The sequence below is a fragment of the Streptomyces sp. NPDC087310 genome, assembly GCF_044744405.1.
GTDB lineage: Bacteria > Actinomycetota > Actinomycetes > Streptomycetales > Streptomycetaceae > Streptomyces.
The window spans coordinates 189,121-212,045 of the sequence record NZ_JBIUYF010000007.1 but is presented as its reverse complement, the minus strand read 5'-3'; the positions used below and the strand labels follow the sequence as shown (position 1 = coordinate 212,045).

The 22,925-nt window shown below is 72.8% G+C and carries 23 protein-coding genes; 15 read left to right on the top strand and 8 right to left on the bottom strand.

The annotated features are described in order from the left end of the window. Window positions 1–4 precede the first annotated feature (4 nt). The 4 genes from ACIO3P_RS26830 to ACIO3P_RS26815 all read left to right on the top strand — a co-directional run bounded on the left by ACIO3P_RS26830 (window position 5) and on the right by ACIO3P_RS26815 (window position 4,502). On the top strand, window positions 5–1,024 hold the full coding sequence (locus ACIO3P_RS26830; RefSeq protein WP_401790642.1) for an alpha/beta hydrolase: 1,020 nt from the start codon (window positions 5–7) through the stop codon (window positions 1,022–1,024). A gap of 58 nt (window positions 1,025–1,082) precedes the next feature. Further along, window positions 1,083–2,120 carry a helix-turn-helix domain-containing protein gene (locus ACIO3P_RS26825; protein WP_329825297.1) on the top strand — a complete coding sequence of 346 codons (1,038 nt, stop codon included), beginning with the start codon at window positions 1,083–1,085 and terminating at the stop codon, window positions 2,118–2,120. 137 nt (window positions 2,121–2,257) lie between these two features. After that, window positions 2,258–3,721, top strand: coding sequence for a PLP-dependent aminotransferase family protein (locus ACIO3P_RS26820; RefSeq protein WP_401853713.1), 1,464 nt, complete (start codon window positions 2,258–2,260; stop codon window positions 3,719–3,721). Between the two features lie 34 nt (window positions 3,722–3,755). Then, the gene (locus ACIO3P_RS26815; RefSeq protein ID WP_401853715.1) at window positions 3,756–4,502 is read left to right on the top strand and encodes a class I SAM-dependent methyltransferase; all 747 of its coding nucleotides are present in this window, start codon (window positions 3,756–3,758) and stop codon (window positions 4,500–4,502) included. Window positions 4,503–4,557: 55 nt separating this feature from the next. Here ACIO3P_RS26815 and ACIO3P_RS26810 read toward each other — a convergent pair whose 3' ends face one another. Both ACIO3P_RS26810 and ACIO3P_RS26805 read right to left on the bottom strand, forming a co-directional pair. After that, the gene (locus tag ACIO3P_RS26810) at window positions 4,558–5,505 is read right to left on the bottom strand and encodes a serine hydrolase (RefSeq protein ID WP_329825294.1); all 948 of its coding nucleotides are present in this window, start codon (window positions 5,503–5,505) and stop codon (window positions 4,558–4,560) included. A gap of 97 nt (window positions 5,506–5,602) precedes the next feature. After that, window positions 5,603–6,913, bottom strand: coding sequence for a D-arabinono-1,4-lactone oxidase (locus tag ACIO3P_RS26805; RefSeq protein ID WP_329825293.1), 1,311 nt, complete (start codon window positions 6,911–6,913; stop codon window positions 5,603–5,605). Between the two features lie 153 nt (window positions 6,914–7,066). On the opposite strand from ACIO3P_RS26805, the gene ACIO3P_RS26800 reads away from it, so the two are divergent. Next, a complete protein-coding gene (locus tag ACIO3P_RS26800) occupies window positions 7,067–7,756 on the top strand; it encodes a YoaK family protein (protein ID WP_329825292.1) in 690 nt (229 codons plus the stop codon). A 20-nt stretch (window positions 7,757–7,776) separates the two neighbouring features. On the opposite strand, the gene ACIO3P_RS26795 is transcribed toward ACIO3P_RS26800, so the two are convergent. Continuing rightward, window positions 7,777–8,340 carry an NUDIX domain-containing protein gene (locus ACIO3P_RS26795; RefSeq protein ID WP_329825291.1) on the bottom strand — a complete coding sequence of 188 codons (564 nt, stop codon included), beginning with the start codon at window positions 8,338–8,340 and terminating at the stop codon, window positions 7,777–7,779. 130 nt (window positions 8,341–8,470) lie between these two features. Next, window positions 8,471–9,061: a DUF6461 domain-containing protein gene (locus ACIO3P_RS26790; protein ID WP_401978204.1), complete on the bottom strand. Its 591-nt coding sequence runs from the start codon at window positions 9,059–9,061 to the stop codon at window positions 8,471–8,473. 204 nt (window positions 9,062–9,265) lie between these two features. On the opposite strand from ACIO3P_RS26790, the gene ACIO3P_RS26785 reads away from it, so the two are divergent. The 4 genes from ACIO3P_RS26785 (at window position 9,266) to ACIO3P_RS26770 (ending at window position 12,789) form a co-directional block, all read left to right on the top strand. Then, complete coding sequence (locus ACIO3P_RS26785) at window positions 9,266–10,120, top strand: sulfite exporter TauE/SafE family protein (RefSeq protein WP_401853720.1); 855 nt, start codon at window positions 9,266–9,268, stop codon at window positions 10,118–10,120. A gap of 33 nt (window positions 10,121–10,153) precedes the next feature. After that, on the top strand, window positions 10,154–11,209 hold the full coding sequence (locus tag ACIO3P_RS26780; RefSeq protein ID WP_401853723.1) for an ABC transporter permease: 1,056 nt from the start codon (window positions 10,154–10,156) through the stop codon (window positions 11,207–11,209). Window positions 11,210–11,300: 91 nt separating this feature from the next. After that, window positions 11,301–11,834, top strand: coding sequence for a DUF4232 domain-containing protein (locus ACIO3P_RS26775; RefSeq protein WP_401853725.1), 534 nt, complete (start codon window positions 11,301–11,303; stop codon window positions 11,832–11,834). A 172-nt stretch (window positions 11,835–12,006) separates the two neighbouring features. Then, a complete protein-coding gene (locus ACIO3P_RS26770) occupies window positions 12,007–12,789 on the top strand; it encodes a VOC family protein (RefSeq protein ID WP_401853727.1) in 783 nt (260 codons plus the stop codon). A 101-nt stretch (window positions 12,790–12,890) separates the two neighbouring features. Here ACIO3P_RS26770 and ACIO3P_RS26765 read toward each other — a convergent pair whose 3' ends face one another. Then, window positions 12,891–13,208, bottom strand: coding sequence for a UBP-type zinc finger domain-containing protein (locus ACIO3P_RS26765; protein ID WP_329825285.1), 318 nt, complete (start codon window positions 13,206–13,208; stop codon window positions 12,891–12,893). Between the two features lie 95 nt (window positions 13,209–13,303). Continuing rightward, window positions 13,304–14,077: a polysaccharide deacetylase family protein gene (locus ACIO3P_RS26760; protein ID WP_329825284.1), complete on the bottom strand. Its 774-nt coding sequence runs from the start codon at window positions 14,075–14,077 to the stop codon at window positions 13,304–13,306. 557 nt (window positions 14,078–14,634) lie between these two features. On the opposite strand from ACIO3P_RS26760, the gene ACIO3P_RS26755 reads away from it, so the two are divergent. Further along, complete coding sequence (locus ACIO3P_RS26755; RefSeq protein WP_329825283.1) at window positions 14,635–15,117, top strand: hypothetical protein; 483 nt, start codon at window positions 14,635–14,637, stop codon at window positions 15,115–15,117. A 163-nt stretch (window positions 15,118–15,280) separates the two neighbouring features. Here the strand turns inward: ACIO3P_RS26755 and ACIO3P_RS26750 are convergent, their stop codons facing one another. After that, window positions 15,281–16,483: a family 16 glycosylhydrolase gene (locus ACIO3P_RS26750; RefSeq protein ID WP_401978202.1), complete on the bottom strand. Its 1,203-nt coding sequence runs from the start codon at window positions 16,481–16,483 to the stop codon at window positions 15,281–15,283. A 481-nt stretch (window positions 16,484–16,964) separates the two neighbouring features. Here ACIO3P_RS26750 and ACIO3P_RS26745 point away from each other — a divergent pair, with 481 nt between their 5' ends. The 5 genes from ACIO3P_RS26745 to ACIO3P_RS26725 all read left to right on the top strand — a co-directional run bounded on the left by ACIO3P_RS26745 (window position 16,965) and on the right by ACIO3P_RS26725 (window position 21,250). After that, complete coding sequence (locus tag ACIO3P_RS26745; protein WP_329825281.1) at window positions 16,965–17,819, top strand: endonuclease; 855 nt, start codon at window positions 16,965–16,967, stop codon at window positions 17,817–17,819. Between the two features lie 150 nt (window positions 17,820–17,969). Further along, on the top strand, window positions 17,970–18,332 hold the full coding sequence (locus tag ACIO3P_RS26740; protein WP_329825280.1) for a DUF1304 domain-containing protein: 363 nt from the start codon (window positions 17,970–17,972) through the stop codon (window positions 18,330–18,332). Continuing rightward, window positions 18,329–18,898 (top strand): TetR/AcrR family transcriptional regulator, encoded by a 570-nt coding sequence (locus ACIO3P_RS26735; protein ID WP_401853731.1) that lies wholly within the window; start codon window positions 18,329–18,331, stop codon window positions 18,896–18,898. Before ACIO3P_RS26740 ends, ACIO3P_RS26735 begins: the two co-directional genes overlap by 4 nt. A gap of 105 nt (window positions 18,899–19,003) precedes the next feature. Beyond that, a complete protein-coding gene (locus tag ACIO3P_RS26730) occupies window positions 19,004–19,516 on the top strand; it encodes an SRPBCC family protein (protein ID WP_329825278.1) in 513 nt (170 codons plus the stop codon). Between the two features lie 177 nt (window positions 19,517–19,693). After that, on the top strand, window positions 19,694–21,250 hold the full coding sequence (locus tag ACIO3P_RS26725; protein WP_401853734.1) for a PP2C family protein-serine/threonine phosphatase: 1,557 nt from the start codon (window positions 19,694–19,696) through the stop codon (window positions 21,248–21,250). Window positions 21,251–21,370: 120 nt separating this feature from the next. On the opposite strand, the gene ACIO3P_RS26720 is transcribed toward ACIO3P_RS26725, so the two are convergent. Then, on the bottom strand, window positions 21,371–22,858 hold the full coding sequence (locus ACIO3P_RS26720) for a hypothetical protein (RefSeq protein WP_329825276.1): 1,488 nt from the start codon (window positions 22,856–22,858) through the stop codon (window positions 21,371–21,373). Between the last annotated feature and the right edge of the window lie 67 nt (window positions 22,859–22,925).

The following is a 22,925-nucleotide window of genomic DNA, read 5'->3' as shown; positions in this document are numbered from 1 at the left end:
GCCGATGACCGCCACGGAGCCGCAGCCCACCGGGACCGACCGACCGGGTCCGCCGCCCCCTCCGTTCGACCCGGAGGGGGCGGCGGCGCTCGATGTCATCGTCGCCGGGATGGGCGGCCCGCTGGATTTCACGGACCTCCCCGCCGTACGGAGCGGGCGGGGGCTCGGGCCGTCCGACGAGGATCTGCGCCGGGACGGCGCCGTCGAGTTGGAGGAGCGTACGGTGCCGGGGCCCGCGGGTGAGCCGGACATCTCCCTGCTCATCTGCCGGCCCGCCGGAACCGGTCCGTCCGCCTCGGCCACGGGGCTGCCCGCGCTGTACCAGATCCACGGCGGCGGCATGATCCTCGGGAACAACAGGACCGGGCTGGAGAACGCCCTCGACTGGGCGCTGGAGCTGAACCTGGTCGTGGTGTCGGTGGAGTACCGGCTGGCCCCCGAGCATCCGCATCCGGCGCCGGTGGAGGACGCGTACGCGGGGCTGGTCTGGACGGCGGAGCACGCCGCCGAGCTGGGCATCGACCCCGCCAGGATCATTGTCGCCGGCGGCAGCGCGGGCGGTGGACTGGCCGCGGCCGTCGCGCTGCTGGCCCGCGACAGGAACGGTCCCGCGCTGGCCGGGCAGATGCTCATGTGCCCGATGCTCGACGACCGCAACGACACCCCGTCGAGTCTCCAGATGGCGGGCCTGGGCGTGTGGGACCGGGCCGCGAACCACATCGGCTGGACCTCGCTGCTGGGCGAGGCGCGCGGCGGCCCGGACGTCTCCCCGTACGCCGCTCCCGCGCGGGCCACGGATCTGTCGGGGCTGCCGCCCGCGTTCATCGACGTCGGCTCCGCCGAGACCTTCCGGGACGAGGACGTGACGTACGCGTCGCGGCTGTGGCAGGCGGGCGGCCGGGCGGAACTGCATGTGTGGCCCGGCGGCTTCCACGGTTTCGAGACGCTGGCGCCGCAGACCGCGCTCGCCCAGGACGCCAGGGCCGCCCAGCTCCGCTGGCTCACCCGGCTGCTCGGTAACTGACCCCGAGGTCGGCCGGAACTCTCTTGGCGCCGGGCTCCCCGCGCCGCAGGATGAGGGGGTGAAGGAACTCGCGGGCAGGCTCGCCGCGCTCGACCCCGACGCGGGGGCGGCGCTCCAGGTGATCGCGTACTTCGACCGGCTGGTCGAGGGCCGGGCGGGCCTGGAGGCGCTGGTGCGCGGCGCGGCGGTGCTCTCCGGCGGCACGGCCCGGCTGGTGGACGCGGAGCGGTGTGTACGGATCCGGGTCGGCGCCGACGGCGTACGGCTGGGCGGTGGCGCTCCGCCCGATCCCCGCTGGATGTCGGCCCCGCTGGAGCCGGGCGGCGTCCCCGCGGTGTGGCTGGAGCTGGCCGGGCCGCCCGGCGGGGTCCACGCGATGGTGCTGGAGCGGGCCGCGGCCGCGGCGCGGGTGGTCCTCGACCGGACCCGGGGCCGGGCCCCGGTGCAGAGGCCGGGCGAGGACCCGGCCTCCGTGGAGGTGCTGCTGGACGCGTCCGCCCCGGAGCACGCGCGGCGGCAGGCGGCCGGACGGCTCGGCCTGCGGGACACGGTCCTGGCCCGCGCGGTGGCGCCGGCCGGGGCGCCGCCCGTCATCACACCGGTGCCCGCGCCGGGGGCGCGGGTGCCCGCCGAGCGGGAGCCTTCCGTGACCGGGGGCCGACGGGCCGGGATCGGCCCGGCCGTGCCGCTGCTCGGCCTCCCTGCCTCCTGGGCCGCCGCACGGGTCGCGCTGCGGTTCACGGCGGAGGGCGACGCGTGGGACCCCGGGCCGAGGACGGTGTACGCGGACGACCTGGGCACCCTGGTCCTGCTGGCGGACGCGGTCGGTGCCGGTGGCGAACCGGTCCCCGATGTACGGGCGCTGGAGCGGGCGGCCGGCGCGGCGCCCTGGGCGGCGCTCACCCTGCACGCGGTGGCGTTCGCGCCGAGTCTGCGCGCCGCGGCGGCGGAGCTGACCCTGCACCACTCGACGCTCCAGGACCGGCTGGCGCAGGCGGAGCAGTGGCTCGGCTGGCCGGTGCAGGATCCGTACGGACGGCTGCGGCTCCAACTCGCGCTCATGGCGCGGCGGCTGCACCGGTCATCCGGCGTCTGACTCCACTTCTCTCCAGTCCCCTCCACTTCCCTCCACTTCCCTCCACTTCCCTCCTACTTCTCTCCGTTTCCCTTCGTGACGCCTGATTGGCCGGATTCCGCATACCACTCCATGACCAATCTCATTACAGTGGCCCGATGAATGGATTGCCGCCTCTCAGCAGTCACACCACGGGCCGTATCTCCGCCACCCGGCTGGCGAGCACGCTCGGGCAGTGGCACCGGGGCGGCCCGCGCAGCGGCGGGCACGATCTGGCCGACGCCCTCGCCACCCGGATCCGGGACGGCAGACTGCCCCCGGGCACGCGGCTGCCGTCCGAGCGGGAGCTGGCCGTCGCGCTGGGCGTCAGCAGGACCATGATCGGCGCGGCGCTGGAGCGGCTGCGGGACGCGGGTCTGGTCGCGTCCCGGCAGGGCTCCGGGTCCTGGACGGCGGCGCCCTCCGGGGTACGGCACCCGGACGCCGGGCTGCGGGACGGCGCCGGGCCGATCAATCTCACCCGGGCCTCCCCCGGCGCCGCGGACGGTCTGCTGCCCGCCTTCGAGGCGGCGCAGCGGGCCCTGCGGGAGGCGCTGCGCGACGAGACGTACGACGATCTGGGCATCGCGCCGCTGCGCGAGCGGATCGCCGCCCGTTACACGGCGCGCGGTCTGCCCACCGCACCGTCCGAGATCATGATCACCAATGGGGCGCACCACGGTTTCGCGCTGGCGCTGCGGCTGCTGGCCGGGCCCGGCGACCGGGTCCTGGTCGAGGAGCCCGGCTATCCGCACGCCTTCGACGCGGTGACGGCGGCGCGGTGCCATCTCGTCCCGGTGCCGGTCGATCCGTCCGCCGCGTCCGGCTGGGACATCGACGGGATCGCGGCGACGCTGCGCCAGACCTCGCCCCGGCTGGCGTATCTGATGGTCGACTTCCACAACCCCACCGGGCGGCGCATGGGCGCTGGGGACCGCGAGCGGCTGGGCGCCGTACTGGCCGCCACCCGGACCCATACGGTCGTCGACGAGTCGGCGGTGGATCTCGGCCTCGGCGACGGGGACCCGGACGGGGACGGAGGCGGGCCGGGGAGCGCGCCGCCGCCGCTGGCCGCGTTCGCGCCGCGCTGGACGATCACGGTGGGCTCGCCGGCCAAGACCCACTGGGGCGGCCTGCGCATCGGCTGGATCAGGGCCTCCGAGGAGCTGATCGGCCGGCTCGGCGCCGTCCGGGCCTCGCTGGACCTGGGCTCACCGCTCTTCGAACAGCTCTGGCTCTCCGGGCTGCTCAGCGACCCCGAGCCGAGCCTCGGGCCGCGCCGCCGTGAGCTGCGCGCCCAGCGGGACGCGCTGGTCGCCGCGGTGCGCGCCGACTGCCCCGACTGGTCCTTCCGCACACCGGACGGCGGGGTGAACCTCTGGTGCCGGCTGCCGGAACCGATCGGTTCACGGCTGGCCGCCGCCGCGCCGCAGTACGGCGTACTGCTCACCCCCGGGGAGCGCTTCGGCGTGCAGGACCGGCTGGAGCGGTGGCTCCGGCTGCCCTTCACCCAGCCGCCCGACCGGCTGCGGGACGCGGTGCGCCGGATCGCCGCCGCCCGCGCCGGACTGACGGCCCCGTGAGGACACGCCCCGCGCGGTGGCTACCCTGAGCGTGATGTTCACCCCTCAGGGCCCTACCCTTCGCGAACTCGCCGTGCAGGCGCTGTCGTCCGTCGAGGACGGCTACGACCTGCTGGCCCCGAAGTTCGACCGGACGCCGTTCCGTACGCCCGGTCCGCTGCTGGACGCGGTGGTCCGTACGGCCGCGCCGCTCGGTCCCTTCCGTACCGGGCTCGACATCTGCTGCGGGACCGGCGCCGGGATGGAGGTGCTGCGGCGGCTCTGCGCGGAACGCGCCACCGGTGTCGACTTCAGCGCGGGGATGCTCGCCACCGCCCGCGCCAACCTGCGGCACTCCCCCGGCCCCGCGGGCCGGTCCGGCTCGCCGGCGGTGGACTGGGTACGGGCCGACGCCCGCGCCCTTCCGTTCCGGGCCGCCTTCGATCTGGCGGTGAGCTTCGGGGCGTTCGGTCACTTCCTGCCCGCTGAGCGCCCCGGGCTCTTCGCCCAGGCGTACACGGCGCTGCGGCCGGGCGGCAGATTCGTCTTCCCGGTGCCCGCGCCGCCCCGGATCGGCTCGGCGGCGTACTGGGCGATGTGGGGGTTCGACGGGGCGATGCGGCTGCGCAATCTGCTCCGGCACCCGCCGTTCGTCATGTACTACCGCACCTTCCGGCTGCCGGACGTGCTGGACGACCTGGCCGCTGCGGGCTTCACCACCGGTCTCCTGCCCCTGGCGGACCTCGGCGCCCGGCCGGACGGCAGCCCCCGCTGTGTCCTGGCGGTGGCCACCAGGAGCTGAGTGGTGGCCGTCAGAGGCTGCCCCGGGGATCCGGGGAGAAGCTGGTCCCGGGGCGCTACGCCCACTCGCGGGAGGCCGAGACGGCGGTGGTGGCCGCCCTCTCCACCAGGGAGATCCCCGCCTTCATGCTGACGCTGCCCCGGGAGAGCACGGCGAGCAGATAGCTGTGCCCGTTCTCCTCGATCCGTCCGATGCTGTTCACGTCCCACAGGCCGGTCGCGCTCCGCGAGAGCCAGCCGTTCTTCAGCCCGGTCGCCGTGCCGGCCGCCGAGACGCCCCAGTCCTGGTCGGCGGCTATCCCGCCCATCAGCCCCCGTACGTACGCGCGGGAGGCGGCGGTCAGCGGGGAGTCGGCGCCGTTTCCGAAGACCGACGACAGCAGGGCGATCTGGTCGGCCGCGGTCGACTGTGTCAGCCCCCACAGCGCGCCGCTGCCCGCGGTCGTGCCGGTCAGGCCCAGCCGCCGGTTCGCCGCGTCCAGGCCGTCGCCCTTGCCGATCGCGCGCCACAGCGCGGTCGCCGAGGCGTTGTCGCTGACCTTGATCATCTTGGTCGCGTGGGACCTCTCCACCGTGGTGAGCGTCCGGTGCTCGTCCTGTGCCCGCAGCAGCAGCGCCGCCAGGATGTCGACCTTCACGATGCTCGCCGTGTCGTAGGTCCCGCCCGCGCCGGGCTTGCCCGCGCCGACGCCGTAGTCCGCCTCGCGGCCGTCCTTGAGGTCGATCACCGCCACCGAGACCGAGGCCCTGGCGGGCTTCGGCAGGGCGGCGAGCCGCCGCTTCAGGATCTGGTCGGGTTCGGACGCCCGTGAGGACAGGGCGGCGGAGGCCGACCGGGAGAGTCCGTCCGCCCCCGGCGCCGCGCCGGAGTCGCCGATGGACGGCGACGGGAATCCCGTCGCCGTCCATACGGTCAGGCAGGCGGCCGCTGCGGCAGCCGCGGGGAAGGCGGCCCGGCGCGGCAGGGAGAGGCGGGCGGAGGGGGCGGAACGGTGGTGGGGCATGCGGGAGAGGCTAGGAACACCGACTGAGGCTTGTCTGTGTCGCAGGTTAAACTTCTATGACTTATTTTCTGACACACCATCGAATCAGTGACGTACGTCACCTTGCGCCAGGGAAGTACCGGTCCAGCAGGGTGTTGCGGAACACACCGCGCGGGTCGATCTTCGCCGCCAGCGCCTCGAAGTCGGCGTAGCGCGCGTACACCTCCCTGACGTGCTCGGGCCCCATCACGAAGAGCTTGCCCCAGTGCGGCCGGGTGCCGAACGGTGCGAGTGCCTCCTCGATCGCCTCCAGCACCGGGGTCACCGCGTCGGTGTCCGGGAACCAGGTGAAGTGGAAGGCCACCGTGTCCCGCCCGTACGCCGGGCTGAGCCACAGGTCGTCGGCGGCGACGGTGCGTATCTCGCCGATCTGGAGCACGGACGCGATCCGCTCCCCGATACGGGCCAGCGCCTCGAAGGCCGCGGGGCCGTCCTCCCTGGCCACGAAGTACTCGCTCTGGAGTTCGTCGCCGCTGCTCGGGACGTAACCGGCGCGGAAGTGGGGCAGCCGTTCGTGCCACGGCCCCGGGACGCCGCCCTGCTCGGTGCAGGTCGACGCGTCCATGCCGGGCACCGGGTGGCGGGGGCCGTCCGCAGGGCGGGCGCCGTGCCAGGTGTCCGGCGCGGCATCGGTGCCGGGGTCGCCGGTCCGCTGCTTCAGCCAGACCTGCCCCGCGCCGTCCGGGCGCCAGTCGGTGAAGACGCTCACGCTGTACGCGGCGGACAGGATCTCGTCGAAGTGCTCGCGCAGCCGCTCGTAGGGCAGCCCGTCGTACACCCGCTGCCGTATCTCGTAGGCGGGTACGAGGCCGAGCGTCATCCGGGTGACGATCCCGAGGGCGCCCAGGGCGACGACGGCGCCGGGGAAGTCCGCGTCGCCCCGGGCGAGCCGCAGCAGTTCGCCGTCGGCCGTGACGATCTCCAGCGCGCGTACGGCCGACGCCAGGGTGCCGTTGCCGGCCCCGGAGCCGTGGGTACCGGTGGAGCAGGCGCCCGCGACGGAGATGTGCGGGAGCGAGCCGAGGTTGTGCAGGGCCAGGCCGGCCGCGTGGACGGCGCCGGTGAACTCGGCGAACCGCAGCCCCGCGCCGACCGTGACCGTGGCCGCCGCCGTGTCGACCTCCACCGTCCTGGGCAGTCCGGCCACCGAGACCAGGTCGCCGGGCGTGTCGGCGATCGTGTTGAACGAGTGGCCGCTGCCGAGGGCCCGTACGGCGTCGCCGCCCGCGACGATCTCCCGCAGCCGCTCCACCGACGCGGGGGTGTGCAGACGCGCCGCCTGGAAGGTGATGTTGCCCGCCCAGTTCCGCACCTGCGGCGGTACGGAGGAGTCGCGCGGTTCTTCGGTGCGTCCGGGCGTGTGGGGCACGGAGTCTCCTTCGCTGCGTCGGGGCGCGGGGGCCATGCCCGCTCGGGGTTCTTCTTATCAGGACTCCCACCTGCTTGGTTAGGGTCTGTGACGCGCCGGACCGGCAGGTGACGGCGGAGCGGAAGAAGCACGGCGGAGAGCAGGTGGGGCGCGGTGGCGGAGGACCTTTTCGTGGCGCGGCGGTGGGCCGTGGGGGCGCTGCTGGTGATGACGTTCGCGACCGGTCTGGTGGACGCGGTGAGTTTTCTGCGGCTCGGCCATGTCTTCGTCGCCAACATGACCGGCAATGTGGTCTTCCTCGGGTTCTCCGTGGTGCGGAGCGACCGGCTGCCGGTCGTCGCGCCGATCGTGGCGATGACGGCCTTCGTGCTCGGGGCGTTCCTCGGCGGTCAGCTCAGCAGGCTCCTCGGCGGCCGGCCGCGGCTCTGGCTCGGCGGCGCGTTCGCCGGTCAGGCGGCCGGGCTGGCGCTGACGGCGCTGCTGGTCGGTACGGGGGTGCTGCGCGCCGAGGGCCGGGCGCTGCTGGCGATCGTCGCGCTGCTCGGTCTCTGCTGCGGGCTGCAGAACGCGACGGTACGGCTGCTGGGGCCCCGGGATCTCACCACGACGGTGCTCACCCAGACCCTCACGGCGCTCACCGCGGAGAGCGTGCTCGGCGCCGGGACGGGTGCCCGGCCGCACCGCAGGGTGGGGTCGGTGCTCGCCATGTTCGCCGGGGCGGCCTGTGGGGCGCTGCTGCTCCAGGTGACCCTGGCGGGGGTCGTGGCGCTGGCCGCCGTGCTGGTCGCGGGTGTGTCCTGGGTGTTCGCGCGGGCGCCGCTGCCGGCGGGTGCGCCGGCCTGAGGGCGGGTGTCCCGGGCTGGTCAGCCCGTCGCCGCCAGCAGCTTCCCGACGCGCCGCAGCGCCTCGCGTACGTTCTCCTCGGAGGTCGCCTCCGACGCCTCGGCCGGGGTCATCCAGCGCAGGGGCGCGTCGGGCCTCTCCGGGCGGATCGTGTCCGGTTCCGCCGTGGTCAGGACGTACCGGAGGTCGGCGTGTTCGTGAGCGGGCTCGTCGCCGCCCGCGGGTACGGGCACGATGACCACCTGGACGAGGGAGGCGTCCCGCCAGGGTGTCAGGTCGCCGAGTCCGGTCTCCTCGCGGGCCTCGCGCAGGGCGACGTCCAGGGGCTCGGTCTCCCCCGGGTCGCCGTGGCCGCCGACCTGGAGCCAGGTGTCCATCCGGGGGTGCCGGCGCATCAGGACGCGTCCGCCGGCGGGGTGCACGATCAGGGCCGAGGCCGTCACATGCAGCGGGACGGAGCGCAACCAGGGGTTCTCGGTGTCGCGCGCGAGTTCCCTTACGCGGGCGACATCGGCGGCCTCGACCGCGTCGTGGGGCCGGTATCCGTCCAGCACCTCGTCGATCCGCCGTCCTGCTGTCCGCATGCGCCTCTCCCTGGCCCCGCGCCGGTCGCCGCGTACCGCGCGCGGGGTTCGCGCGGCCGGGTGCCGTGACCGTGGCGAGGTTACGGAATCCGGCGGCCGGTGTCCTCCGGGTTTTTCCGCGTCCTCCGGCTCAGCGCTCCCGTACGACATGGAGCGGAAGCCGTCCCTCGACGACGTCGTGCCGGGGCAGCCGCAGTCCGAAGTGGTCCTGGACGGCCCGCATGGTCCGCCGGTGGGAGCGCTCGCGCCGGGCGCCGTCGAGCCCCCGGACCACCGGCAGGACCGCCAGCTCCGTCAGGGCGGGCACCAGCAGGTCGGGGTCGCTGCCCACGCGGTGGGTCTCGGCCCCGATCCCGAACGAGCAGATGTGCCGTCCGTCCTCGTAGTGCCGGAAGACCGACGGCGGATGCGAGGGCGTCAACAGGAAGCTGACGGCCTCGACGCCCCCGCGCGAGACGGCGGCCAGACCGGCCGGGGTGGGGCCGACGGCGGCGCCGTACTCGACGGCGAAGGACCAGCCCGCCGCCCGGCCGACCCGGGCGACGCCGTCGACGCCCGGCGCCGCGAGCGCGTCCAGGGCCTCCGCCACGGAGGCGGGCCCGACCGGTCCGGCCGGGCGGGCGCCGAGGCGGGCGACCAGTTCGCCGGGGCCGATGCCGCGCGCGAAGGTCACGCAGTCGACGAGGTACGGCTCCAGGAGCCATCCGATGCCGTCCTCCATCACCGGCTCCACCACCGGCCCCGCCCCCTCCGTCACCGTCCGCGCGAAAGCCTACGCACGCGGGCGCGCCACCGGACCCCCTCGGACGGGTCTTCGAGCGGCCTCCGCGCGGAACACCAGGTGACCGATCCGGCGGAACAACAGGGGACCGATCCGTCCCCGCCCGACGGTCCGTGAAGCCCGGGGCATAGCATCGCTGCCGCAATGGACATCACTTGGTGGGGACTGGCCGCGCTGGCCGCGGCGGCGACACTCGTCGGCTTCTCGAAGACAGCGGTGAGCGGCGCGAACACGGTCAGTCTGGCCGTGTTCGCCGCCGTGCTGCCCGCGCGCGAATCGACAGGTGTGCTGCTGCCCATCCTGATCGCCGGCGATGTGATCGCGGTGCTCACCTACCGGCGGCACGCCCACTGGCCGACGCTGTGGCGGCTGTTCCCCGCGGTCGCCACGGGGGTGGTCCTGGGCACGCTCTTCCTGGTCTGGGCCGACGACGCCGCCGTCCGTACCTCGATCGGCGCGATCCTGCTGCTGATGGCCGGGGTCACGGTGTGGCGGCGGCGCGCCACACGGAAGAAGGCGGAGTCGGAGGCCGAGGCGGCGAAGGCCGAGACGGCGGGCGCCGACGGTAGGGACGGCGAAGGTACGGACGGGGAAGAAGGTACGGACGGGGACGGCGCGGGCGGCGACGCCTCCGGAGCGCCCATCGGACGGCTCAAGGCACGTTCGTACGGTGTGCTCGGCGGCTTCACCACGATGGTCGCCAACGCGGGCGGCCCGGTCATGTCGCTCTATCTGCTCTCGGCGGGCTTCCAGAAGCTCGGCTTCCTCGGCACCTCCGCCTGGTTCTTCCTGATCGTCAACGTGTCCAAGCTGCCCTTCAGTGTGGGGCTCGGGCTGGTCGACGGGCCGTCGCTGCTGCTGGACGCCGCGCTCGTACTGTTCGTCATACCGGGCGCCCTCATAGGCAAGGCATGTGTGGACCGGATCGACCAACGGCTCTTCGAGCGGCTGGTGATCGGGGCGACGATTCTCGGGGGCCTTCAACTTCTGCTGCGCTGAGCCCAACCGATATGCGTGGTTTACGGTGCTTTCATGGACGCGGATCACGACTCCGACCCCGACCACGCGCCCCGGCGCGGGAGGACGGCGGCGGAGCGCTGGAGCGCCTTCACCGCGTCCCCCTTCCTCCCCGCCGTCGTGCTGGTGTTCATCCTCGCGGCGGCGGCCGGCCTCTTCGCGGGCTCGTACACGTACAACATGGCGAACCCGACTCCGCACCGTATCCCCGCCGCCGTGGTGGGCCCCACCGGTACGGCGCACGCCCGCGCCTTCGTGGACGGCATGGAGAAGGCGCTCAACGCGTCGCTCGAACTCCACCCCTATCCCACGGACACCGCCGCCCAACACGCGGTGGAGCAGCAGGAGGTGTTCGCGGTCCTGACGTTCCGGGGCACCGGAGTCGACTTCGCCGTGGCAGGCGCCGCCGGGGCGTCCGTGGCGCAGGTGCTCGCCGAGACGGCGCCCGCGGTGGGCCGGGCCGTCCGTGTGCCCGTACGGATCAGTGACGTCAAGCCGCTCCAGAAGGGGGATCCGCGCGGGCTCGCGCTCTTCTACATCTCGCTCGCCGCCGTGATCATCGGTTTTGTCGGCGCCATCCAACTGAGCGTCCACGCGCGGGGGCTCGACCCGGGCGAACGCATCGCCTTCACCGTGGTGTACGCGCTGCTCGGCGCCTTCGCCATCGCCTCGGTGGTGGACTGGTGGCTGGGCGCGCTCCATCTGCCGTTCGTCGAGTCGTGGCTGATCCTGGCATTCACCATGTTCACGTCCGGGATGGTGTTCACCATGTTCAACACCCTGATGGGGCGGTGGGCGATGCTGCCAACCTGGGGGCTGATGGTGCTGCTGGGCAACCCGTCCTCCGGCGGGGCGGTGTCCTGGCCGCTGCTGCCGTCGGCGCTGGGGCAGATCGGGCGCCGGCTGCCGCCGGGCGCCTCCGTCAACGCCCAGCACACGGCGGTGTACTTCGGGGACGCGCAGCACGTCTTCCCGTTCGCCGTGCTGGCCGGCTGGGCGCTCGTCTCGACCGGTGTGTTCTGGTTCTGGCGCCACCGCCATCCGGGCGGCAGGAGCGCGGAGGCCCTGTGACCGGACAGCGGTGACCGGCACAACCACCGTGGCCGTTCAGGTGTCTACAGATCCACAGACCCACAGACCGACCGAAACGGGGAAACACACCATGCGTATCCGTCCCGCTCTCGTCGCCCCGGCGGCCACCGCTCTCGTCCTGCTCCCGGTCGCCACCGGCGCCTCGGCCGCCGTCGCCGCGCCCGCCGCGTCCCCGGCGGCCGTCGCCGTCTGCCGGGAGGGCGCGGTCCAGGTGACCGCGGCGAGGGGCGCCACCCCGCACGTGGTCCGGATCAGCGTCACCAACAAGGGCGGCTCCGCCTGCACCGTGGACCGGATCCCCACCGTCACCTTCGGCGACCTGGACGGGGCCGCGCAGCCCGTGCCGCCGGCGTCGAGCGCCCCGTACCGACTGGCCGCCGGTGGCTCCGCGTTCGCCGCGGTACGGACGCTCGACCCGGCCGCCGAGGAGTCGCGCACCGTCGCGTTCCTCACCGTCGCGGGCGATCCCTCGCACCACGGCACACGCTTCGACGCGGCCTCCGTGGGCACCTCCGGCACCGTCCGGGTCTGGGAGCCGGTCACCACGCTGTGGCAGTCCACCGCGGCGAAGGCCGACGCGGCCCTCGCCACCGCCACCCGGTGACGTCACCTACCTGACGTCACCGGCCTGACCTCGTACGCCTGCTCCCGGCCGGGACCGCGCGCGGCGTTCAAGTTGCGCGCGGCCTGGCAGAGTAGAGACACCGAACAGCGGCAATACGTATGAGCAAGACGTGTCTGACGAGGGCGGAGTGAGCGGTGTGGAGCGGGACAAAATGGACTCACAGACGGTGGCCGGCGCTCCATGCTGGGTGAGTCTGCTCGCGCGGGAGCTGCCCGCCGCTCAGACGTTCTACGGTGACGTGCTGGGCTGGACGTACCGGCCGGCGGGGCTGGGCGAGGACTTCACCGTCGCGCTCTCGGACGGGATGGCCGTCGCGGGGATCGGCGCGCTCGCCTCGTCGCTCCAGGTCGCCGTGGAGTGGACGCCGTACTTCGCGGTGAGCGACGTGGACGAGGCGGCGGCCAGGATCAGGGAGCGCGGCGCCACGGTCGCGGTGGGGCCGCTGGCCTTCCACTCCGGCCGTGCGGCGCTCGCCACGGACCCCGACGGCGCGGCCTTCGGGATCTGGGAGGGCGCGGTGCGCTCCGACTGGACGGTGGGCCGGGGCAGTGCGCCCGCCTGGCTGGAGCTGCGGACGCGCGACACCGTGGACGCCGCCCGTTTCTACGGTCAGGTCCTCGGCTGGGCGCCGGAGAAGGAGGACGGCTTCACACTCGTCCACGAGGAGGACCACGCGGTGCTGCGCCAGGACGGGCAGATCGTCGCCAAGATCCGCGGTGGCGCCGTGCAGGCCACACCGGATCCGCAGATGCGGCCGCGCTGGCATGTCTACTTCCGGGTTCCCGAGGTGTCCGGGTCCGTCGCGGCGGCCGTGAACGGCGGGGGCGCGCTGGTCGCGCCCGGGAACGTGTCGCCGGACCTGCGGGACACGTCGCTACGGGAGGCGACCCTGCGCGATCCGGACGGTGCGCTCTTCACCGTCACCTCAGGCTGACCGGAGGCGGTACGCCCGGCGACTCTCACCCTGGACCTGAGGGTGAGAGTCGGCGGGCGTTTTCGTCAGGCCGGGCGTTTTAGTCAGGCCAGGCTTTTCCGTCAGGCCGGGCGCTCCGGACCCACTCCCTCGACCTCGAAGACGACCTCGTCCTCGTAACACCACCACCAGCCCTCACCCGGTTCGTACGAACGGATGAGCGGATGTCCCGACGCGGTGTAGTGGGCGGTGGCGTGCTTGTTCTTGGAGGAGTCGCAGCAGCCGATGTGACCGCAGGTCTGGCACTCCCGCAGATGCACCCACACGTCCCCGAGGGCGACGCACTCCGGGCAACTGTCCTCGCTGTCCGGGGCCACCTCCTCGACGTCCGCGAGATGGCTGCAGATCAGGCTGCCGGAACCCGCTTCACTGTTCGCCATCACGCCGCCTGTCCGACCGCACAGGTCTCCTGGAGATCCCTTACTTTTTTCACCGTACGGCCGGTCCCCCGCCCCCGCCAGCAGAGCGGGTCCCGTCAGGGCTTGTAGACCTTGCCCGGCTCGGCGACACCGGGGGCCAGCAGCTCGGGGACCGTGACGAACGTGTAGCCGCGCTCCTTCAGTGTCTCGATGATGCCGGGAACGGCGGGCACGGTGCCCCGGTAGATGTCGTGCAGCAGGATGATGCCGTCCTTGTCCGCCTGGTCGAGGATGCGCTTCTCGATGAGCGCGGAGTCGTTCGTGGAGTAGTCCTTGGCGGTGGCGCTCCACATGATCTGCGCGAGCCCGAGTTCGCGGCTCACCTCGGAGACCCGGTCGTCGGTCCGGCCCTGCGGCGGGCGCATCAGTGTGGGGCGGTGGCCGGTGACCTTCTCGACGGCTTCCTGGGTGCGGGTGAGTTCCTCGCGTACACCGTCGGCGTCCAGCTCCGTGAGGATCTTGTGCGACCAGGTGTGGTTGGCGACCTCATGACCCTCGTCCGCGATCCTGCGTACGAGATCGGGGTGTTCGACGACATGGTCCCTGCCGAGCAGGAAGAAGGTCGCGCGGACCTTCTCCTTCTTGAGTGTGTCCAGCAGTTGGGGTGTGTACGTGGAGGGGCCCGCGTCGAAGGTCAGGGCTATGCAGCGGGCCTTCGCACAGTCGACGGCGCCCGGTGTCAGGGCCGCCCCCTCCTTCGCGCCCTTCCTCGCGTCCTCGGCGGAGTAGCGGTCGTACGACGTGCAGCCGCCCAGCATCAGCGTCAGTGACGCGGCCGTCACGACCGCGGCACAGGCGCGCTTCCCGAACACCGATGTGTACCAAGACATGACAAATCCTCTTTCTCGGGGCGGGCCGACCCCATGACAGGGCGTGCGCGGGCAGCACCGGACCCGCTCACGGCACGGCGAAGAGCCGGCGCACCTGAGGGGCACCGGTGGTGGCGAATGAACCGCCTCGCACTATACATACGGCGTATACACGCAGTGCATAGTGGAGTACGGGGCCCGGCGCGATCCCCGGAGACCCCGTCACCCCCGGGGAAGAGGCCCGGGGGAACATTCCGTGCGAGCCCTCCGTTGAAAGGGGTGAGGGTGTGGGTGGAACTGAGTCCCCGGGCCCACCTGAGAACAGCCCGTGGGGAAGATCGTTCGGCTGAAGCCCCACGGAGCCCACCGCCGCGAGGCGACCGCCATCCGCACCCTTCCTCGAACGACCCCGACCGGCGTCCCCCCGTCCGGTCGGGGTCTCGCCATGCCCGCCCGCGTCCGCCGGGCCGACGCCCCTCCCGCACGGACCCGTCCGGCTGAGAACATCGGCCGGACGGTCCTCCCGGAAGCCGGGGCGGACCACGGACGCGACGCGAGGAACGGCAGGGGCAGCGGCGATGACGGTCGACGGCGGAGCGCAACGGCCAGGCGGCGGGTTCGAGGCGGCCACGGGCGACGGCCCACCGGTCACCACGGCACCCCAGGAGCGGGCGGCCGAGGTGCGGACCGCGTTCGAGGGGCTGCTCCAGATCAGGCGCCTGACCCACACCGGGCCCGGCGATCCCGCGGCCACCCCCGCGCCCTGGGAACGGAGCCGCCCGGTCCGGGCGGTCGCGCTCGCGCTGGAGGCGGCCCCCTTCGCCGCGTCTGCCGTGGACGCCTCCGGCGAGCGGACCGCCACGGGGTACCGCGTGACGCCGGGCGAGCGGGAGGGCACCGTACGGGTGGAGTGGCTCGGTCCGCACGGCGGCGGGGCCGCGCGACAGGAGGAGCGCGCCCTGACGGAGTGCGCCGCCGCGCTGACACCGCTGGGCTGGGAGGCCCTGCTCTACCGGGGCCCGCGGCGCCGCCGCTTCCTGGAGGTGGAGCCGGCCTCCTGACCCCGGGCCCCCTCACCCCGACCCGGGCGGTCCGTACGGTTCCGGGCGGACGCGCGAGGGCCCGGCGACCCGCCTCTTCGGGCGGGCCGCCGGGCCCTCTTGGCTGGGGAGCTCACCAGCGGTTGCTGACTGGGGAGCTCAGGAACGGTTGTGGCCGTGGAGCTCAGCGGTTGACGGTCCACTTCTGGTTCGGGGTGCCCGCGCACGTCCAGATCTGGAGCCGGGTGCCGTCGGCCGAGCTGTTGCCGGTGGCGTCCATGCACTTGTCGGCCTGGACGTTCACGATGTCCTGCGCGCCGGAGATCCCCCAGCGCTGGTTCCCACCGCCGTTGCAGTCCCAGAGCTCCAACTGCGCACCGTCGGCGGTGCTGTTGCCCTTCACCGTCAGACACTTGCCGAGGGCCCGGATCGTACCGTCCGAGGCGACGGTCCACTGCTGAGCGGCGGCGCCGTTGCAGTTGTGGAGCTGGATGGGCGTGCCGTTCGCCGTGCTCGCCCCGGCCACGTCGACGCACATGCCGCCCAGCCCGGTGATGGTCCCCGTCGTACCGCCGGGGCCGCTGTCGCCCGTGGTCACGCGTACGTAGTCCACGACGAGTTGGCCCGGGAAGGGGGTGCTGCCGTTGGGGTCGCCGGGCCAGTAGCCGCCGACCGCGAGGTTCAGGATGAGGAAGAACGGCTTGTTGAAGGCCCAGGCGCGACCGCCGAGGTCGGCGGGGGTCCTGCGCTGGTAGACGTTTCCGTCGACGCTCCAGGTGATGGAGTCGGGGGCCCAGTCCACGGCGAAGGTGTGGAAGGCGTCGGCGAACGCCTGGCCGCCCGGGAGGGTGTAGCCGGCCCCGATGCCGCCCGAGCCGGAGTAGCCGGGGCCGTGCAGCGTGCCGTGGACGGTGCCGGGTTCGGAGCCGACGTTCTCCATGACGTCGATCTCGCCGCTGTTGGGCCAGCCGACGCTGCCGATGTCGTTGCCGAGCATCCAGAAGGCGGGCCACATGCCCTGGCCGCGCGGGACCTTCATGCGCGCCTCGACATGCCCGTAGGTCGAGGTGAACTTCCCCGAGGTGTTGAGCCGGGCCGAGGTGTACTCGCACCGGCCGTACCAGCACTGGTAGTTGCCGGGGTTCTCCCTGCGCGCGGTGATGACCAGATTGCCCTGGCCGTCGAGGGCGGCGTTGTTGTTGCCCGCCGTGTAGTACTGCCGTTCGTGGTTGTTGACGTTGTCGCCGGTCTCGATCTGCCACTTGCCGCCGTCGACCGCCGATCCCGCGGGACCGTTGAAGTCGTCGTTGAAGGTCACGGCCGCCGCGGCGGCGGGGGCCGCGCCGGCGTCGGGCGCGGCGGCGGAGGCGGGCACCGCCGTCAGCACACCGGTACAGCAGAGAAGAGCGAGGGCGCACTGCGCCGCTCGGCGTGCCAGGGAGATTCGCACAGGGCATCACATCACTTCATGTGGGGGCATGAGCATGACAAATCACCACCGAATGGCGTACGCGCGGGCGTACGGGAAGGGCCACCCCGGGGGTTCTGTCCGTCACTGATTTAAAGCAGGGAGCAGGCAGGCGTCAAGGAGTTGGTATGGACCAAAGTTCGCAGGCGCGTGACACCCGCCCGGCAAATCCTGCCGAACCAGCAGCAAGAGGGCCGCGCGATCACCAACTCCCCCACCGCCGACGTCCATTGATCCATTCGGCAACTTGACCTGCACATGACTGACACGGTGTGTTCACACACCCGCACAGGAGCTGTGGAAAACTCCCGCTGAACCGTTTCCTCACGCCCAACGCGGCACCCGCCCCCACCCTGTCGGCCGCGTGCCGCGACGGCCCCCCGGAGAGGACAGCTCCCCCATGTCCCGTCGCCATCTCCCCACCCGGCGCGCGCTGTTGGCGCTCGGCGCCGCCACCGCGGTACTCGCCACCACGGCCGCCGCCGCACCGGCGGCCACCCCGTCCCGGTCCGGCGCCGCCACGACGGCCGCGACCGCGGCGGCGTCGTCCAGCGCGGCCACGGCCGCGCTGGACGACACGTACTACCAGAACGCGATCGGCAAGACCGGCACCGCGCTCAAGTCCGCCCTGCACACGATCATCAAGGACCAGTCGAAGATCTCCTACTCGGCGGTCTGGGAGGCGCTCAAGAACACCGACCAGGACCCCGCGAACTCCTCGAACGTGATCGAGCTGTACACGGGCAAGTCGATCTCGAAGTCGAGCAACGGCGGCAACACGGGCAACTGGAACCGTGAGCACGTCTGGGCCAAGTCCCACGGCGACTTCGGCGAGGCGACCGGCCCCGGCACCGACATCCACCACCTGCGCCCGGAGGATGTCTCGGTCAACTCCATCCGCGGGAACAAGGACTTCGACAACGGCGGCAGCGCCGTCTCGGGCGCGCCGGGCAACTACACCGACTCGGACTCCTTCGAGCCGCGCGACGCGGTCAAGGGCGATGTCGCCCGGATGCTCCTCTACATGGCCGTCCGGTACGAGGGCGACGACTCCTGGCCCGACCTCGAACCCAACGAGAAGGTCAACAACGGCTCCAGCCCCGCGATGGGGAAGCTGTCGGTGCTGAAGCAGTGGAGTGACGAGGACCCGCCGGACACCTTCGAGAAGCGCCGCAACGACGTCATATACAACCAGTACCAGCACAACCGGAACCCGTTCATCGACCACCCGGAGTGGGTCGAGTCGATCTGGTGACCGCCGCACGGCCGGCGTGAGCCACTGCCGGACGATCCTCCGCTGGACGGCCCGCTGTTGGCCCACCGCCGGACGGCCCACTGTTGGACATGTGTCTATAATTCCTGGACACATGTCCAACAGTCGTCGCCACCACGGGAGTTCCCGATCATGCAGACAGCCGCGCACGTCCTGGTCGGCCTGGTGGCCGCGCTCCACGCGTACATCCTGGTGCTGGAGATGTTCCTCTGGGAGCGGGCGCCGGGGCGCGGACTCTCCGGTTTCGACGCCGAGATGGCGCGCGCGACGGCGCCCCTCGCCGCCAACCAGGGCCTGTACAACGGCTTTCTCGCCGCCGGCCTGGTCTGGGGCCTGATCGCCGCCGACCCCACCGGGTACCGGGCGCAGATCTTCTTCCTGAGCTGTGTGGTCGTCGCCGGGGTGTACGGCGGGATCACGGCGAACCGGCGCATCCTGCTCGCCCAGGCGCTGCCGGGCGCGATCGCGCTGGCCGTCGTCCTGGCGGCGGGATGACCGGGGACCCGGCGGGCGATCCCCGTACGGCCAGGACCCGGGCCAGGCTGCGGCAGGCACTGCTCGACGCCTGTGCGGAGGGGCCGCTCGAAGAGCTCGGTGTCGCGGCCCTGGCGCGCCGGGCCGGGATGGGCCGGGCCACGTTCTATCTGCACTACCCCGATCTCCAGGCGCTGGCGGTCGACGCCTGCGCGGAGGTGGTTCGTGACGCGGTGGACGCCCTGCACGCCTGGCGGGGCACGCCTGACCCGCGGGTGCCGCCGCCCGCGCTGACCTCGTTCTTCACCGGCCTCGTGCCGCACGCCGCGCTCTACCGGACGCTGCTGCGGCCGGGGGGCGGCGGCCCGCTGGGTGAGCTGCTCCACCGCGAGCTGCGCGAGCGCAGCCGTACCGAACGCGCCCTGGCCGGGGCGCCCGAGCCCGATCTGATCGCCTCGGCGGTGGCCGCGTCCTTCGCCGGGGTGCTGGCCGACTGGCTGCACGGGCTGATCGAGGAGACCCCGGAGACCATCGCCACCCGGATCTGGCGCGTCCTGGTCGGCCTGCACCGGATCCCCGTCGTCTGAACCGCCGGGCGCCCGGTGCTCCCGGCGCCCGGCGTCCGACATCCCGCGCCCGGCATCCGGCGTCCCGCGTCCGCGTTACTGTCGGGGTCCAGGATCGGAGTTCCCATGCCGCGCACCCTCACCGTTTCCGGCTCCGTCGTCGTCGCCGCCCCTCCCTCGGCGGTCTACGCCCAGGTCAGCAGACCGGCGCTGATGGGCCGGTGGAGTCCGGAGAACCTCGGGGCCACCGTGCGCGGCGGCGACGGGGAGACCCGGGTCGGAACGGTCTTCGACGGCCACAACAAGCGCGGTCCCGCCCGCTGGACCACGCGGTGCACGGTGACCGCCGCCGACCCCGGCGAGCGGTTCGCCTTCCGCGTCCACGCCATCGGTGTACGGACGCCGCGGCTGCGGGGCCCCATCGCCACCTGGGAGTACCGCTTCGAGGCCGTACCGGAGGGCACTCGGGTCACCGAGACCTGGACGGACGACCGGCGCTCCTGGCCGGACCTCGTGGCGAACACCTTCGATCGGATCGCCACCCGGGGCCACACCTTCGCCGCGTTCCAGCGGCGCAACATCGCCACCACGCTGCGCAACCTCAAGCGGGCCGTCGAGGAACCGCCGGCGGCGCGTTGACGGCCCCGGGCCGCCGCCGCGTATGCCGCGACGGGTATCGACCAGCCTGCGGCATATGCCAGAAGCACCACCGGATCGAGTGTTGCCAAATGCCTTACGGGCACCGGGCGCTTGTGCAACAGTCATAACGGTCCACCATCCAGACCAGGCCGTACCGCGCCCGTATCGGAGTACGAGATGCCGTCCCCCCTGTTCGCGGACCACCCCGTCCCGCAGCCTGTCGAGCGGGAGACGGTGGACGCGCTCATCGCCAGGACCCGCGCGCTGCGCGGGGACATGGCGGCGGTGCGCCAGGACAGCGCGGTGGACGACGACGAGGCCCTGCGGCGCTGGCAGCGGGCGCTCTGCGATCTCGCGGTGCACCAACTGGACGATCTGGGCGTGCATCTGGACCAGCTCAGGGCCGGCCGGCCGGAGAGTCTCCCGGCGGACGGCCGCACCGAGAACTGCCCCGCGGAGGACGGTGCCGCTCCGGACGGCCGTCCCTCCCCGGACGATCCCCCGCGGGGACAGTGGCACACACCCCCGGCATGTGCCACGGGCACGGCGACCACCGGCGCGGGCCTCCACCAGGACCGGCCGGAGGGCACGGCCCCGGCGCCGGGCCGGGTCGGCAGCGCCGAGTGGAACCTCCTGACCGACGAGGTGAACTGGTCGGCAGAGATGTACGAGATCCTCGGCCGGGCGCGGGAGCGCGGTCCGATGACGCTGGACGAGGTTCCCTCGCTGGTCTTCCCCGACGACCAGGCCCTGCTCACCGGCATGGTGACGGACTGTCTGATCGACGGGAAGCCCATCGACGGCGAACTGCGCGTCGTCAGAGCCGACGGCCAGGTCCGTACGGTGCATCTGACGGGCGAGCCGGTGGTGGACGCCGACGGCTGCACCGCCTCCCTGTGGGCGGTGCTGCGCGATGTCAGCGCCCTGCGCAGGAGCGAGCGCGCGGTGCGCGAGAGCGGCCGGTCGGTCCAGCGCGCACAGCACATCGCCCAGACCGAGCACCGGCTCGTGACCGAGTTGCAGGAGGCCGTGGTCCCGTCGTGGCGCGGCGCGCTGCGGCTGTCGCAGCACGGCCCGGGGGCGCTGGAGCTGGCCGCGCGCCATCTGCCGTCCGAGGCCAACCCGTTGAACGGCGGGGACTGGTACGACGCGCTCGAACTCCCCGGCGGCGACACCCTGCTGACGCTGGGCGATCTGACCGGGCACGGCGTCGCGGCGGCCTCCTCCACGGCGATGCTGCTGGGCGCGCTGCGCGGGATGGCCGTGGCGGGCATCGAGCCGGGGCCCCTGCTGGGCCATCTCAACCAGCTTCTGAACATCACGGAACAGCCCGTGCTGGGCAGCGTGCTCTGTGCCCGCTACCAGCCGGCGACCGGGGCACTCTCCTGGGCGCAGGCGGCGCACCCCGCCCCGCTGCTGTTCCGCGACGGGACGGGGCGCGCGCTCACCCCGCCGGACGGCGTGCTGCTCGGCGCGACCTCGGGGGCCGGGTACGAGCAGGCCGAGGTCCGGCTGCTCCCCGGTGACGTGCTGGTGCTGCACACCGACGGGCTGACCCGCGACGGTGACGGCACCGGGACGCAGCGGGAACGTCTCCTGGCGCTGGCGCCCCGGATGGCGGGGAACCGTACCGCGCAGGAGTGGGTACGGGCGATCGACGAGGAGTTCGGCATGGCCGGACGCTCGGACGACGCCTGTGTGATGGCCGCCAGGATCGGCGGGAGAACGCGCTGATCAGCGCCGGTTCCGGCCTTCGTGGATTCCTTCCGTGGAGCCGTGACGTGTGAAGCCGTGACGTGTGGATCCGTGACGGTCAGGTCGGGGGGATCGGGGAGTGGCCAGGGGCTCAGGGCCTCAGATGTCGGCCTTGCCGAGTCCCGCCCTCCTCGGCATCACGAGTTTGATCTCCTCGCGCAGCTCCTCGATCTTCTCGTACCCCGCGTACTGGCCGGTGAGCCGGTACATCTCCCGCAGCCGGTCCCAGGTGCGGTGCGAGGAGGTCTCCCCCATCGACACCAGCGCGAGCCGCGCGTAGCGGTCGGCCTGTTCGGGATCGTCCGCGATGAAGCAGGCGGACGCCATCGAGATGTAGTCGAAGATCTTGGAGCGCTGCCGTCCGCCGCCGCGCAGCTCCAGCGCCTTCTTGGCGTGGCCCTGCGCGATGGCCGCCGCCTTCGGGTCGTGTTCGGCGAGGGTACGGAAGGCCAGCGCCTCCATACCGTGGAGATCCGCCTCGTCGAACATCTGCATCCAGCAGGGCGGCGGCACGTCCCCCTTGTCCGAGACGAAGAGGTCCTCCGCCTCGCCGAGGGTTCTGCGCATGGCCTGGCCGCGCCCCATCGATGCCTGGGCCCATGCCTCGATCGTACGGAGCATGGCCTGGGTACGGGGCAGATTCTCCTCCCCGGAGCCCGACTTGGCGAGCTTCATCAGATCGAGGGCCTCGTCGGGCCGGCCGAGATGGATCATCTGACGGGCCGCCCTGGACAGCGCCTCACCGGCCCGGGGACGGTCGCCGCCCTCGCGCGCCGCGTGGGTGGCGATGACGAAGTACTTCTGGGCGGTGGGTTCGAGGCCGACGTCGTGGGACATCCAGCCCGCGAGGACGGCGAGGTTGGCGGCGACGCCCCACAGGCGCCGCTGGAGATGGTCGGGGTGACGGTAGGCGAGCATGCCGCCCACCTCGTTGAGCTGGCCCACGACGGCCTTGCGCTGGAGTCCGCCGCCACGGGCGGCGTCCCAGGCACGGAACACCTCGACGGACCGCTCCAGCGCCTCGATCTCCTGGGACCCGATGGGGGCGGCCTCGTAACGGTCGAACCCGGCGGGCTCTGCGTTCAGGTGATCGTCGGCGTGGGACGGGCCGGCGGAGGGTGCGGGGTCGGAGTGCAGCCAGTCGTTCATGGCACTGGTGAGTACGGTTCCTGCGGTGAGCGCTGCACCCGCGCCCACCAAGCCGCGACGGTTGAGCATGAGGTCCATTCCCGTGAATTCGGTGAGGACCGCTGCCGTCCGGTCGGGCGCCCAGGGCAGGGCGTCGGGGTTGTCCGCGTTCCCGGAGTCCCGTCGTTTCCCCGCGCGTCCGTTCCGTACGAACCCGAGGTCCTCGATGGTCACGACACGACCGAGCCGCTCGGTGAACAGCGTGACCAGCACTCTCGGTACCGGATCGCGCGGGGTCTCCCCCATGTCGATCCAGCGCCTCACCCGCGAGGTGTCGGTGGCCAGTTGGGGGTGGCCCATGGCCGCCGCCTGCCGGTTCACCAGCCGTGCGAGTTCGCCCTTGGACCAGCCGGCCAGGCCGAACAGATCCGACAGACGGGTGTTGGGTTCACCGCTCACGTCAAGCCCCCAGGTTCTCGGCTGACTTGACAGTAACGCTCAGTCAGATACCTGGCGACTATTCGCC